General features: G+C 62.3%; 13 protein-coding genes. 10 read left to right on the forward strand and 3 right to left on the reverse strand.

Annotated elements, in window-relative coordinates; all coding sequences use genetic code 11:
* Positions 1-37 precede the first annotated feature (37 nt).
* Genes phaZ through I8746_RS01205 form a run of 3 tightly spaced genes read left to right on the forward strand, consistent with a single transcriptional unit; the run spans position 38 to position 3,248 of the window.
* Positions 38-889, forward strand: coding sequence for a poly(3-hydroxyalkanoate) depolymerase (gene phaZ / locus I8746_RS01195; protein WP_003249302.1), 852 nt, complete (start codon positions 38-40; stop codon positions 887-889).
* 49 nt (positions 890-938) lie between these two features.
* Entirely contained in the window at positions 939-2,621 is a 1,683-nt protein-coding gene (gene phaC / locus I8746_RS01200) for a class II poly(R)-hydroxyalkanoic acid synthase (RefSeq protein ID WP_221099844.1), read from the forward strand.
* A 12-nt stretch (positions 2,622-2,633) separates the two neighbouring features.
* Entirely contained in the window at positions 2,634-3,248 is a 615-nt protein-coding gene (locus I8746_RS01205) for a TetR/AcrR family transcriptional regulator (protein ID WP_012053918.1), read from the forward strand.
* Positions 3,249-3,357: 109 nt separating this feature from the next.
* Here I8746_RS01205 and I8746_RS01210 read toward each other — a convergent pair whose 3' ends face one another.
* Both I8746_RS01210 and I8746_RS01215 read right to left on the reverse strand, forming a co-directional pair.
* The gene (locus tag I8746_RS01210) at positions 3,358-4,143 is read right to left on the reverse strand and encodes a phasin family protein (RefSeq protein WP_088512554.1); all 786 of its coding nucleotides are present in this window, start codon (positions 4,141-4,143) and stop codon (positions 3,358-3,360) included.
* Between the two features lie 10 nt (positions 4,144-4,153).
* Positions 4,154-4,573 carry a phasin family protein gene (locus I8746_RS01215; protein WP_010955571.1) on the reverse strand — a complete coding sequence of 140 codons (420 nt, stop codon included), beginning with the start codon at positions 4,571-4,573 and terminating at the stop codon, positions 4,154-4,156.
* Positions 4,574-4,752: 179 nt separating this feature from the next.
* Here I8746_RS01215 and I8746_RS01220 point away from each other — a divergent pair, with 179 nt between their 5' ends.
* A complete protein-coding gene (locus tag I8746_RS01220; RefSeq protein ID WP_259674036.1) occupies positions 4,753-9,513 on the forward strand; it encodes a DUF6543 domain-containing protein in 4,761 nt (1,586 codons plus the stop codon).
* 18 nt (positions 9,514-9,531) lie between these two features.
* Here I8746_RS01220 and I8746_RS01225 read toward each other — a convergent pair whose 3' ends face one another.
* Positions 9,532-9,807, reverse strand: a complete 276-nt coding sequence (locus I8746_RS01225; RefSeq protein ID WP_003249289.1) for a polyhydroxyalkanoic acid system family protein — start codon at positions 9,805-9,807, stop codon at positions 9,532-9,534.
* A gap of 124 nt (positions 9,808-9,931) precedes the next feature.
* Here I8746_RS01225 and ubiE point away from each other — a divergent pair, with 124 nt between their 5' ends.
* From ubiE to I8746_RS01255, 6 genes are all read left to right on the forward strand, one after another.
* A complete protein-coding gene (gene ubiE, locus I8746_RS01230) occupies positions 9,932-10,702 on the forward strand; it encodes a bifunctional demethylmenaquinone methyltransferase/2-methoxy-6-polyprenyl-1,4-benzoquinol methylase UbiE (protein WP_004576729.1) in 771 nt (256 codons plus the stop codon).
* Positions 10,702-11,325 carry an SCP2 domain-containing protein gene (locus I8746_RS01235; protein WP_003249286.1) on the forward strand — a complete coding sequence of 208 codons (624 nt, stop codon included), beginning with the start codon at positions 10,702-10,704 and terminating at the stop codon, positions 11,323-11,325. The genes ubiE and I8746_RS01235 overlap by 1 nt, the downstream gene beginning before the upstream one ends.
* Positions 11,322-12,944: a ubiquinone biosynthesis regulatory protein kinase UbiB gene (gene ubiB, locus I8746_RS01240; protein WP_004576731.1), complete on the forward strand. Its 1,623-nt coding sequence runs from the start codon at positions 11,322-11,324 to the stop codon at positions 12,942-12,944. The genes I8746_RS01235 and ubiB overlap by 4 nt, the downstream gene beginning before the upstream one ends.
* 72 nt (positions 12,945-13,016) lie before the next feature.
* Positions 13,017-13,409 (forward strand): phosphoribosyl-AMP cyclohydrolase, encoded by a 393-nt coding sequence (hisI, locus tag I8746_RS01245; RefSeq protein WP_003249284.1) that lies wholly within the window; start codon positions 13,017-13,019, stop codon positions 13,407-13,409.
* A gap of 1 nt (position 13,410) precedes the next feature.
* On the forward strand, positions 13,411-13,746 hold the full coding sequence (locus I8746_RS01250; protein ID WP_003249283.1) for a phosphoribosyl-ATP diphosphatase: 336 nt from the start codon (positions 13,411-13,413) through the stop codon (positions 13,744-13,746).
* Positions 13,747-13,771: 25 nt separating this feature from the next.
* Positions 13,772-14,044, forward strand: a complete 273-nt coding sequence (locus I8746_RS01255; RefSeq protein WP_003249282.1) for a twin-arginine translocase TatA/TatE family subunit — start codon at positions 13,772-13,774, stop codon at positions 14,042-14,044.
* Positions 14,045-14,046: the final 2 nt, after the last annotated feature.

Raw genomic sequence — 14,046 nt, forward strand, 5'->3', positions numbered from 1 at the left:
GGCGCCACGGTGTTTACTTCACCCAAGAGTCACGTGCATGCCGCAACCCTATATTTTCAGGACCGTCGAGCTGGACCACCAGTCCATCCGCACCGCTGTTCGCCCTGGCAAACCGCACCTGACGCCGTTGCTGATCTTCAACGGCATCGGCGCCAACCTCGAGCTGGTGTTCCCGTTCATCGATGCACTTGACCCGGACCTGGAAGTCATCGCCTTCGATGTGCCTGGGGTCGGCGGCTCGTCCACACCACGCCACCCGTATCGCTTCCCTGGGCTGGCCAAGCTGACCGCACGCATGCTCGACTACCTCGACTACGGCCAGGTCAACGTCATCGGCGTGTCCTGGGGCGGCGCCCTGGCCCAGCAGTTTGCTCACGATTACCCCGAGCGCTGCAAGAAACTGGTGCTGGCCGCCACCGCTGCCGGTGCGGTAATGGTGCCAGGCAAGCCCAAGGTGCTGTGGATGATGGCCAGCCCCCGGCGTTACGTGCAGCCGTCGCATGTCATCCGCATTGCACCGATGATCTATGGCGGCGGCTTCCGACGTGACCCCGACCTGGCCATGCACCATGCCGCCAAGGTGCGCTCCGGCGGCAAGCTGGGCTACTACTGGCAGCTGTTCGCAGGGCTGGGCTGGACCAGCATCCACTGGCTGCACAAGATCCAGCAGCCCACCCTGGTACTGGCCGGTGACGACGACCCGCTGATCCCGCTGATCAACATGCGCCTGCTGGCCTGGCGGATTCCCAATGCCCAGCTACACATTATCGACGACGGCCATCTGTTCCTGATCACCCGTGCCGAAGCCGTCGCCCCGATCATCATGAAGTTCCTGCAGGAAGAACGTCAGCGTGCGGTCATGCATCCCCGTCCGGCCTCGGGGGGGTGAAACAGCTGCGGCCTGACAGGGGAAATGGATCAGACGAGGGAGTGTTGCCATGAAAGACAAACCGGCCAAAGGATCGACAACGCTCCCCGCCACCCGCATGAACGTGCAGAACGCCATCCTCGGCCTGCGCGGCCGCGACCTGCTTTCCACGCTGCGCAACGTCGGCCGCCACGGCCTGCGCCACCCGCTGCATACCGCGCATCATCTGCTGGCGCTTGGCGGGCAGTTGGGGCGGGTGATGCTGGGGGACACGCCCTACCAGCCGAACCCGCGTGACGCACGCTTCAGTGACCCGACCTGGAGCCAGAACCCGCTCTACCGCCGCGGCCTGCAGGCCTATCTGGCCTGGCAGAAGCAGACACGCCAGTGGATCGATGAAAGCCATTTAAACGACGATGATCGAGCCCGCGCCCACTTCCTGTTCAACCTGATCAACGATGCGCTGGCGCCCAGCAACTCACTGCTCAATCCGCTGGCGGTCAAGGAGCTGTTCAACACCGGCGGCCAGAGCCTGGTGCGCGGCGTGGCCCACCTGCTCGACGACCTGCGTCACAACGATGGGCTGCCGCGTCAGGTGGACGAGCGCGCCTTCGAAGTAGGCGCCAACCTGGCGGCGACCCCTGGCGCAGTGGTATTTCGCAACGAGCTGCTGGAGCTGATCCAGTACTCGCCGATGAGCGAAAAGCAGCACGCACGCCCACTGCTGGTCGTGCCGCCTCAGATCAACAAGTTCTACATCTTCGACCTCAGCGCTACCAACAGCTTTGTCCAGTACATGCTCAAAAGCGGCTTGCAGGTGTTCATGGTCAGCTGGCGCAACCCCGACCCACGCCACCGTGAATGGGGCCTTTCCAGCTACGTGCAAGCCCTGGAGGAAGCGCTTAATGCCTGCCGCAGTATCAGCGGCAACCGCGACCCCAACCTGATGGGCGCCTGTGCCGGTGGCCTGACCATGGCCGCACTGCAAGGCCACCTGCAAGCCAAGCAGCAATTGCGCCGGGTACGCAGTGCCACCTACCTGGTCAGCTTGCTGGACAGCAAGTTCGAAAGCCCGGCCAGCCTGTTCGCCGATGAGCAGACCATCGAAGCGGCCAAGCGCCGCTCTTATCAGCGCGGCGTGCTGGACGGTGGCGAAGTGGCGCGGATCTTCGCCTGGATGCGGCCCAACGACCTGATCTGGAACTACTGGGTCAACAACTACCTGCTCGGCAAGACACCGCCGGCGTTCGACATCCTGTACTGGAATGCCGACAGCACGCGCCTGCCCGCCGCGCTGCATGGCGACCTGCTGGAGTTTTTCAAGCTCAACCCCTTGACCTACGCGTCCGGGCTGGAGGTGTGCGGTACCCCGATTGACCTGCAGCAGGTCAATATCGACAGCTTTACCGTGGCCGGCAGCAACGACCACATCACGCCATGGGACGCGGTGTACCGCTCGGCCTTGCTGCTGGGTGGCGAACGGCGCTTCGTGCTGGCCAACAGCGGGCATATCCAGAGCATCATCAACCCGCCAGGCAACCCCAAGGCCTACTACCTGGCCAACCCCAAGCTGAGCAGCGACCCACGCGCCTGGTTCCACGACGCCAAGCGCAGTGAAGGCAGCTGGTGGCCGTTGTGGCTGGAGTGGATCACCGCACGCTCCGGCCTGCTCAAGGCACCGCGCACTGAACTGGGCAACGCCACTTACCCACCGCTAGGCCCCGCGCCAGGCACCTACGTGCTGACCCGATGAGCTGCTGACTGGATGAAAACCCGCGACCGTATCCTTGAATGCGCCCTGCAGTTGTTCAACCAGCAGGGCGAACCCAACGTATCCACCCTGGAAATTGCCAACGAACTCGGCATCAGCCCAGGCAACCTGTACTACCACTTCCATGGCAAGGAGCCCTTGGTACTGGGCTTGTTCGAGCGTTTTGAAGAAGCGTTGATGCCGTTGCTGGACCCGCCGCTGGAGGTGCGCCTGGACGCAGAGGACTACTGGCTGTTTCTGCACTTGATCGTCGAGCGCATGGCTCAGTACCGCTTCCTGTTCCAGGACCTGTCCAACCTGACCGGGCGCCTGCCCAAGCTCGCCCGAGGCATGCGCAGCCTGATCAATGCAATCAAACGCACGCTGGCGGCGCTGTTGGCCAGCCTGAAGCGCCAGGGGCTGGTGGAGAGTGATACCCAGGCGCTGGGGCAACTGGTTGAGCAGATCACACTGACGCTGATGTTCTCGCTGGATTATCAGCGTGTGCTGGGGCGCGAGGGGGATGTGGGGATCGTGGTGTATCAGGTGATGATGCTGGTGGCGCCGCATCTGCAGGCCCAGGCCCGGGCGGCGGCGGAGCAGCTGGCAGTGAAGTACCTGGAGGGGTAGGCCTGCTGGAGATGTGGTGTTGCAGCCGACGCATTCGCGGGTAAACCCGCTCCTACAAGGTGGCGCATCTTGTGGGAGCGGGTTTACCCGCGAAGAAGGCGACGCGGTATCAGATCAGGGTACCGGTGCCGGTAGGTGCCGATGGCGTGCTGCTGGCCGGGGTAGCGGCAGGTGCCGGTGCAGTGGTCGCAGCAGGCGCAGCGCTGGCCGCTGGGGCCGCCGGCTTGGCGGCTGCCGGTTTGGCCGGCGCCTTCTTCACCGCAGGTTTCTTGGCCGCTGCCGGCTTCGCCGCAGGCTTGGCTGCTGCAGGCTTGGCTGCAGGTTTTGCCGCTGCGGTTTTGGCTGCGGGTTTTGCCGCTGCGGTTTTAGCAGCAGGTTTGGCCGCCGCCGTTTTCGCCGCAGGCTTGGCTGCTGCCTTGGCCAGTGGCTTGGCCGCAGCCTTGCTCGCAGCCGGCTTGGTTGCTGCAGTGCGCGACGAAATCGGCGTAACCGAAGCACCGGTCAGCTTCTCGATCTGCTTGGTCAGGCTGTCCACCTGCTGGTGCAGTGCCTTGATCTCGTTGCGGCTCGGCACACCCAGGCGCGAGATGGCGCTGTTAAGGCGCTTGTCGAAGGCTTCTTCAAGTTCGCTCCACTTGCCCAGCGCACGGTCCTTCACGCCCGTCACCCGCGAAGTGGTCGAAGACTTGGCAGTCTCGGCAACATCTTCAGCCGTCTTTTTCGCCTGCTTCTCGGCCTTCTCGCCATCCTTCACCAGCGAGTCGAACAGCTTCGGGCCGTCCTGGTCGATCTTCGAATAGATACCCAGCCCCGCCAGCCAGATCTTGCGGGAGTATTTCTCGATCCCGCCGACCCAGGAGCTGCTTTCTTTTTCGGTGTTCTTCTTGCCAGCCATCCTGCTCTCCTTATGGTTTGTGCGCGACGCGCTCAAGCAGCTCATGCAACTGTTCAAGCTTGATCGACAACGCCTCAACGTCATGTTTAGACGGAATACCCAGGCGATTCAAGGCGCGACCGACCCGTGCGTCGAAAGCTTTTTCGATCTTGTCGAGTTGAATTTCTACCTTGCCGCGTACGCGGCTCACTTCTTCACCGACTTCGTCGAGCTGATGGTTGGCGGCATCGAGTTCTTTATCGATGCGCTTCTTGCCGCGCTTCTCGACACCTTCACCCGCCCTGACCAGCTCTTTGAAGTAGTCAGCGCCTTCCTGACCGACGCGGGCGTAGGCGCCGATACCGGCCAGCCAGATCTTGCGCGCATAGCCGCGCACCTCGCCAAGCGTGTCCAGGGCTTCGTCTTTTTTCTTCGCAATCACTTTGGCCATGCTGTGTACCTCATGCTCATGAGTGGTGGAAAACCGCCCATGGAGGCTGGGCTTGTGCATAAGGTAGGGAAGAAAATTAGAAACCTCACCCTAAGGTCTTCGTTGTCGCATCTATATACCGCAAGCCCCGTTCACCATAGCGCTAGCGTCGCAGGCCTCACCTCACGGACATCGACGCCATGACTGCTGTAGCAAACCCACCCAGGCTGACGTTCAAGCAACGCGTGGCAGCCTGTTTCTCCAAACGACCCAGCCTGCGGGACGTTTTATCAAAAGAAGCATTCCAGGTTTTCAGCGACCGGTATCCATGGGTGCACCGCAACCACCCTCACATCACATCGCTCGATCCTTTCGTCATCCTGCATGCACCGGCCAGCACCGATGACCTCTCACGTCAGAGCGGGCTGGTGGACGAGCTTCTCAAGCATTTTCTGGCCAAGGAACGTGTGCAACTGGGCGCCGCAGACAGGCTGAGCATCAGCCCTCCCCATGTGTTTCAAATTCAGGAGCAAAGCCAGGACAACCTCCGCCAACCCGAAATCATGCCGGACCTGTCGAAGCTCAACGATGACTTCGATACAGTGCTTGGCGCGTTGATACCCGCCTTCCAGCAAGCCCAGATCGGCTTCTGGAACGGGCTCGACGAAGACAGCCAAGTCTCGCGCATGCTCTGGCTGGAGCACACCATCAAGGCTGCATTGCTCGAGAACCTCCCTCGCCAAGGTCTGGCAGATGATGCAAAAGCTGCAATGTACGCCCTGCTCGACGGGGTACACGACAGCCTGGCTGTCGAGGCGATACAAGTCACGCTCGGAACGGATGGCGGGGCACACACCGTTACCCTACCGGATCTGTTGCTCATCACCACAAGCGGCAACCGCAACCTGGTTCTGCAATGCAAGCCCTGCGGTTCGGTTCGTCGCCATGTTGACCTGCCCAGCTTTGCCACTGCGCTGCAACGGCAGCTAGCGCAACGCTATCGCTTCGAGGCATTGTCCTGGGCGCACACGCCGGTGATCGGACGGCCTTTCGCCTTCCAGGCCAGGCAGCTGCTGAACGATATCCTTGACGACATCGGACGCCTGCGTCTTGCTGGCCTGGCAACCGTCGACGAGTTGGAGCGACAACTGCGCCAGGTGAGCGACCCGTCAGCTTACTTCCTCGACCTGCCTTCGCAGGAACGAACTGCACCCGCCGTCAGTCCGCCGCGATGGCTGCTCAATGCCAGCGCTGAGGACCGCTATGCCTATCACACTGCACTGCTCGATCTGGCGGCGAACCAAGGTCGGTCGAAGGGTCGCACATCGCTGGGCGATGTCGAGGATATCCGTGATTACGCCGCTCGCCGCTTGCGTGAGACCCTGCAGACCAGCTACCCAGACAAGGCGGTGCACGATCCGAACGAGGTGCACATCCGCATTTCCCAGGCCATCATCGGCGCCGGCACACAAGGGCAGTCACTGTTCTTGCGCACGGTGCCCCTGACCGACTTGGCAGTTTCACGCCTGCGGCTGGAGGCTGGCGAGGTGATGAGCGGGATGAATTTCGAGGACGGCTCGCCTGTCACCGACTGGCTGAGCATCGACCAGATCAGGGGCCTGATTCATCAGGTCGACATCGGCGGTCACTACCCCTCCTACCTGAAGGACCAAGTCAACACCCAACCGCGCAGGGCCGAGCGAATCCGACAGCATGCCAGGGAATGGCGTTACGCCCTTCGGTTCAGCACCCTGAAGGCCAAGATCGAGCAACAGCTTGGCGAAACGGCAAGCCAGGCAATTCTCAGGTTCTGCCAGGGCATGTCCAATGGCGTGGACCTTCTGCGCATCGCCCCCCTGGCGTTTCTTTGCGCACCTGGCGCTTCGGCAAGCGATGTGGCGCACGGGATGTTCATTATCGAAATACCGGCAAGCGGCACCTGGGTCTTGTACCGCCCATTCTATGCCGGCAGAGCGTTGCAGGAATTTCCGACCCTCGAATTGCTAATGGACGCAATCCGCAGCAGGGGCGAACTGCAAGAGAGCGTATTGGCCTGGCTCGACGATGACGCGCGCCCGATTTACCAGAACGACGGGTTCAAGCACCCGCACTTGCACCCGAACATTAAAGCGCTGACGCACCTGCTCAATGTGCCGGTCGAGCTACTGGACGGCCTTTTGCAACGCCTCAGACGCCCGGTCCAGGTCTCGTTCCAGGCGTGGACGGAAGATCTGGACACCTACCTGTTCAACGCGCGTATCGAGACCATGTTATTGGCCTCAGCCAGCAACAGCGTCTCCAATGCTCAAGAAGTGCGGGCTTTGGTGAAGGAGGCTGCGTGGGCGATCTTCAATACCGTCACCCAACTTTGGCATGGCCCGATGACCACGCTGGTGTGGCTGGTGGTGGCGCTGTCGGCAGCCAAGGAAGACGTGGAGGCGCTGATCAAGCGCAGCGGTGACAACAAGATCGTCGCAGCCATAGACCTGATCACCAACCTGGCCTTGCTCCTTGCCCACCGCCCTGCAACGCCACCCACCAACAGCGAAGAGGCCGCTACGCTCCGTTTTTCAGGCCCTGCGCCGAAGGAAGATTCCCCGCCGCCAGCGGTCGAGCAGCCACAGGAGAAACCCTGGCAGGCCCCCGTCGAGCCGCCGCAGCCCAGGATCATGCGGGTAAATGCCTGGCGTGAGGAGCAGAGCCTGAGCAAGCTGTCGCCCCAGGTGCGTCAGTCAATGGCCCAATTGCAGGCTTTGCAGCCGCTGGAAGGGCACCTGCCACTGGCTAAGGGCCGTCTGCGGGGCCTGTACAGCATCGCCGGCCGGTACTACGTCAAGCTCGGCGATGACGCCTATGAGGTCATCGAGACCTGGAACGGCATGCAGATCATCGGGCCCGAGCCGAGCAGCAGCGAATGGGTGTCGCAATGGAATGGCGACCCGGACGGTTATCACATCGTAGGTCGTGAACGGCAAAAAGGGCCATGGCTTACGCGCTGGCATGAACAATGGACTTTGAACGTGAGCCTCTTTGGCGGCATGCCAAAGGACAGGCACACCATCAACGCTGAAAACCGCCAACGGTTCGACACGTTGAGCGCAACCGCCACGGCGAATCAACAAATGCTTAATCAGATGGCGCCACTTATGGAACGCAGCCAAGTGCAACTGCAGGCTTATGACGACCTCGCTCAGGAGTACAGCATGGCTATCGACGCACTGCCTGCACAGGAGCGCGCTTCACCGCCGCCAGCATTGCAGCTTCAGAGGCAGGCACTCAAAGCCCAACGCCTGCGCCATTTGCCGGAAATCCGGGCATCCGCGCTCTACCTGGAACGGCAGAGCACGCTGCTGCATGGAAACATCGAAGTATTCAAGGAGATGGCTGAACCACGGTTCAGCAAATTCGACACCCGAGCCCCGAACCGACGGCGATACGGCAATTGGTACGGTGCAGCCATCGAAAACGACATGCTGCTGTGCCGCCGCCTGCTGGAGCAGGTCGACCATCAGGCACTGAGCGCACAGGCCATCGGGCTGCCCCGCTTTCCAGAGACAGCCGAGCAGATTCAGCAATACCTCGATCATCGTGAACGGGTACGCGATTCCTGCCAGGCCAGCCGCCGCCTGCTTGTCGTCAGCCAGCGGCTGGATCGGATCCTGGCGGAAACACTGCAGGACCCCAAGATCGATTTTGCCAATAAAGCCACGAAACTCGCTCAGACCATTCAACGCAGGACGTATTCGACGCTGGTCATTCGGGCCCAACTGCTCAGTGACCTGGCCTACCTCGCCGTGGACAAGTCTCGGCTCTCTGCGGACACGGCCGAGCATTTGCTTGCAATGCGCGCACCGCTCAGCGGCATCGAATTCAGCCGCACGGTATGGAGCCACGACGGCCTGGCAGCCACCGAAGAGACGGCCCAGGTCAAAGCCGAACTGCTTGAGGATATCCTTCAGAAATACCGTACCGTGCTGGACCGCGCCCAATACATGAAGACGTTGGACTCCCCTGCGCTGGTGGCTGACGTGCTGGACGAATACATACGCGAACTGTCCACGATCACCCAGATCACGGAGCAGCAACTGAGCGCGAGCTTGACCAACCTCGACAGCGGCATCAGTCCCCCCTCGCCAGCGCCCTACCATCGCCCGGCAACGATCAGGCGCCGGGTCATCCGTGTCGACCGAGGTCGACCGTTGCTGGTGGAAATCGACCAAATGGGCAACCGGGCCATCCAGCGCAGTGCATTCAATCAGGAGCCTGCGGGCAGCTTCGCTCAACGCGACGGGGTGTGGCATGCCGTGCCTGAGCAAGCGCGGCCGGCCCCGCGCGACCGGGCACAGCTTCGCCAGCGAGCAAACCGCCTGCTGGCAGAGGTGGATGGAAAAATCGCCTTCGCCGCTCACTATGCCGATGAGCCCAACAGCCTGAGCGACTTCCTGGAATGGCCGGCCGGTGACATGCGCGAAGTTCAGCAGCAACTGACCGAGCTGAACAACCCACTGGATTCCAGCTTGGTCGACCTACTTCGGGCAGCCGTAGACCGCGTCCATCACGAAAGGCTTCGGCTGCTCACCGACGCGTATCTGAACACCCGCCATCCCGACGGCAAGGCCCTTCGTTTCCTGGCTGAGCAGAAGCGGATTCGTGTCAGGCAGACCGTGATTCGCCGGCAGCTACGTCACGCCAATGATTACCTCGACGTCTACGAGATTCGCGATGTGCAAGCGCCACAGCGGCTACTGTGGGAGGCGCACTTTCATTATTCCAGCCTCGAAGCGAGAGGGCATGACTTCGTCAAGGGCCACCTCAAGTTCTGGGATGCAGGTGTAAGGGGCCGCAAGGCCATGCTCGAGCAGGCCGCAGACGCACGCGAGCGCATCGCGATCTACCGCGGCGATCTGCGCCTGGAGCAGGTGATTGGCATCATTCCTTTCCCGGCGGACGCGCCGCAGTAGCCAGACAGCGGCGCCGGCTCAGGCCAGGGCCTTGTCCAGCGCCCGCTCGATCTCACCCTTGATGGTGCCGCTCATCATCGACAGCATCATGCCCAGCTTCAATTCGACGCGGATGCTGTCGTCGCCAATGTGCACGCTGCCATTGGCGCCACTGCGCGCAACGTCCACGCGGTCACCGTTCCAGGTGGCCTTGAGGTCGTACTCGCGGCTGAGCTTGTCGACCAGCGCTTCGGCCTTGGCGCGGGCGGCATCACGGCCGAGGGAGTGTTTGCGTTCGACGCTGATCTGGGTCATGCGGGCGTTCCTGAAGATGTAGACATAATGAGCATTATGCCCGCCCCTGCCCACTGGCACACCCCGCCAAGACAAATCCGCCCGTTCGCCCTAGAATGGCGGTAATTTTTTCCGGTGAAGCGATATGAACGACCAGCGCAAAGGCGACCACGCCGAACCCACCACCCATTTCGGCTACCAGGACGTGCCTGAAAGCCAGAAGGCGAAGAAAGTCGCCGAAGTGTTCCACTCGGTGGCAGCCAAGTACGACCTGATGAACGACGTGCTTTCCGGCGGCATGCACCGCCTGTGGAAGCGCTTTACCATCGAGCTGTCGGGCGTGCGCAGCGGCAACCGCGTACTGGACATCGCCGGCGGTACCGGTGACCTGGCGGCCAAGTTCTCCCGTCTTGTCGGGCCGACCGGGCAAGTGGTGCTGGCCGACATCAACGATTCGATGCTCAAGGTTGGCCGTGACCGCCTGCTTGACCGTGGCGTAGCCGGCAACATCGAGTTCGTCCAGGCCGACGCTGAAAAGCTGCCGTTCCCGGACAACCACTTCGACTGCGTGACCATCGCTTTCGGCCTGCGCAACGTTACCCACAAGGACGCCGCCATCCGTTCGATGCTGCGCGTGCTCAAGCCCGGTGGCCGCCTGTTGATCCTGGAGTTCTCCAAGCCGACCAACAAGCTGATGTCCAAGGCCTACGACGCCTACTCGTTCGCCTTCATGCCGCTGGCTGGCAAGCTGATCACCAATGACGCCGAGAGCTACCGTTACCTCGCCGAGTCGATCCGCATGCACCCTGACCAGGAAACCCTGAAGAGCATGATGGTCGAGGCTGGTTTCGACCGCGTCACCTACCACAACATGACCAGCGGCATCGTTGCCGTGCACCGGGGAATCAAGCCCTGATGTTGCTGGCCGGGCTGCTCGCCAGCGTCGAACATGGCCTGAACCGCGTCCTGCGCCTGGACAGCACGGCCCTGCCGCGGCTGGCCGCGCTGGAAGGCAAAGTCATCGAGATCGACTGCCGCCAACCGGCCCTGCAGGTGTTTATCCTGCCCGATGAAGAAGGCCTGATGCTCGCCGCCCATTGGGAGGGCGAGGTCGACTGCCGCCTGCGCGCCCCCGCCGGTAGCCTGGCGCAACTGGCCTTGGTCAAGGACAAGACCGCTGTACTGCACAGCCCGCAGGTCGAGCTGCACGGCGACAGCGCCGTACTGCTCGACCTGTTCGGTGTGCTGCAGGACCTGGAGCTGGACTGGGAGCACGAGCTGCAACGCTGGCTTGGCCCGGTCGCCACGGCAATGCTGGCCGGCCATATCCGCCTGCGCGCTCGCTGGACTCGCCAAGGCCTGGCACGGTTCAGCCAGAACCTGTCCGAATACCTGGCCGAAGAATCCCGTACCCTGGTCGGCAAGCGCGAAGCCGAAGCCGCCTTCAGCGAGCTCGATGCCTTGAAGCTTGATACAGAACGCCTCGAAGCGCGCCTCAAGCGCCTCTCCCGATCCCTTGATACCAGCGATAACGCATGAAGCTGCTCGCCGTCCGACGTCTTTTTCGCATCCAGCGTGTGGTGATCCGCTACCGCCTCGATGACCTGCTGTTCGACCAGCCCTTGCTGCCCTGGTGGCTGGCCAGCCTGCGCCTGTTGATGCCGTGGCGCTGGCTGCCACGCAAGCCCACCGAACTCAGCCGTGGCGCGCGCCTGCGCCTGGCACTGCAGGACCTGGGGCCGATCTTCATCAAGTTCGGCCAACTGCTGTCCACCCGCCGCGACCTGCTGCCCCCCGATATCGCCGACGAACTGATGCTGTTGCAGGACCGTGTGCCACCGTTCGACCCGAAAAAAGCCGTGGCCTTGATCGAGGAACAGCTCGGTGCGAAGGTCGGCGAGGTGTTCAGCCGCTTCGACGTCGAGCCTCTGGCCTCGGCCTCGGTGGCCCAGGTGCACGCCGCACGCCTGAAAACCGGCGAAGAGGTGGTGGTCAAGGTGGTGCGCCCGGGCCTGAAGCCGGTCATCGCCCAGGACCTGGCCTGGCTGTTCCTGATCGCCAAGGCCGCCGAACGCGCCTCGGCGGATGCCCGTCGCCTGCACCCGGTGGAAATCGTCGGCGACTACGAAAAAACCATCTACGACGAGCTCGACCTGCTGCGCGAGGCTGCCAACGCCAGCCAGCTGCGGCGCAACTTCGAAGACTCCGAGCTGATGTACGTGCCCCAGGTGTACTGGGACCTGTGCCGCCCCAAGGTGCTGGTGATGGAGCGCATCTACGGCGTACCGGTGACCGACATGGCCACCTTGGCCGACCAGCGCACCGACATGAAGCTGCTGGCCGAGCGCGGCGTGGAAGTGTTCTTCACCCAGGTGTTCCGCGACAGCTTCTTCCATGCCGACATGCACCCTGGCAACATCTTCGTCAGCACGGTCAAACCGTGGAGCCCACAGTACATTGCCATCGACTGCGGCATCGTCGGCAGCCTCACCGCCGAGGACCAGGACTACCTGGCGCGCAACCTGTTTGCCTTCTTCAAGCGTGACTACCGCCGCGTCGCCCAGTTGCACATCGACTCGGGTTGGGTGCCGGCAAACACCAAGGTCAACGAGTTCGAAGCAGCGATTCGCACCGTGTGCGAGCCGATCTTTGAAAAACCGTTAAAAGATATTTCCTTCGGCCAGGTGCTGATGCGCCTGTTCCAGACCGCACGGCGCTTCAACATGGAAGTGCAGCCACAGTTGGTATTGCTGCAGAAAACCCTGCTCAACATCGAAGGCCTGGGCCGACAGCTGTACCCCGACCTGGACCTGTGGAGCACCGCCAAGCCGTACCTCGAACGCTGGATGCGCGACCGCTATAGCCCCAAGGCCGTGTTCGGCAACCTGCACAGCCAGGTAGAGCAACTGCCGCACCTGGCCGGCATGACCCGCGACCTGCTCGAGCGCCTGTCGCAGCCTCACCTGCACGATCCACAACTGCCGGAACGGCGCCGCCAGGGCGACCGCTGGGCGCTGCGCCTGCTGGGCGCCGGCCTGCTTGGCGGTGGCGCAGTTTTGGCTGCAGGCGCTGCCGAAACCGCCAGCCTGGCCGCCCCGGCCGCCTGGCCAGCCTGGTTGATGCTGGCTGCGGGCCTTTACCTGATCGTGCGCCAATAGCCAGCCGCGCCTGTGGCTGGCACACTAGCGCAAAGGGCCCGGCACAGGAGCGGGCCCGTTTTGGAGTCGACGATGAAAGACTGGCTGGACGAGATCAAGTGGAACAGCGATGGCCTGGTACCGGCGATCGCCCAGGACCACAAGACCGGACGCGTGCTGATGATGGCCTGGATGAACCGTGAATCGCTGGCCCTGACCGCCGCCGAGCAGCGTGCCATCTACTGGTCGCGTTCGCGTGGCAAGCTGTGGCGTAAAGGCGAGGAGTCCGGGCATGTGCAAAAACTGCATGAGTTGCGCCTGGACTGTGACGCCGACGTGATCATCCTGATGGTCGAGCAACTGGGCCATATCGCCTGCCATACCGGTCGTGAAAGCTGCTTCTACCGCGTCTATGAAGACGGCCAGTGGAAAATCGTCGACCCGGTCCTGAAGGACCCGGATGCCATCTACAGCGCAGGACATTGACATGAGCGACACCCTCAACCGCCTGGCCGAAGTGCTTGAAGAACGCAAGCAAGCGGCGCCTGACAGCTCCTACGTGGCCAGCCTGTACCACAAGGGCCTGAACAAGATCCTTGAAAAGCTCGGCGAAGAGTCGGTCGAAACGATCATTGCTGCCAAGGATGCCCAGATCAGCAAGGATTACAGCGATGTCATCTACGAAACCGCCGACCTGTGGTTTCATAGCCTGGTGATGCTCAGTGCGCTGGGCCAGCATCCGCAAGCCGTGCTGGATGAGCTGGAACGCCGCTTCGGGCTTTCCGGGCATGATGAAAAGGCCGCACGCCAGCCTTCGGCTTGAGCACAACGCATTCTAGGAGAGCACCATGGGTATTTTTGACTGGAAACACTGGATTGTCCTGCTGGTCGTCGTGGTCCTGGTATTCGGCACCAAGAAGCTGAAGAACTTCGGCAGCGACCTGGGCGAGTCGATCAAGGGCTTCCGCAAGGCCATGAACGAAGAAGAGAGCAAGCCGGCCGAGCAGACTCCGCCGCCTGCCCAACCTGTGCCACCGGTGCAAAACACCGCGCAGCCGCAGCAAGGCCACACCATCGAAGGCCAGGCCCACCCGGTCCAAGAGCCGCAGCGGAAAGACTGACC

The sequence above is a fragment of the Pseudomonas sp. USTB-Z genome, from assembly GCF_019691255.1.
Lineage (GTDB): Bacteria > Pseudomonadota > Gammaproteobacteria > Pseudomonadales > Pseudomonadaceae > Aquipseudomonas > Aquipseudomonas alloputida.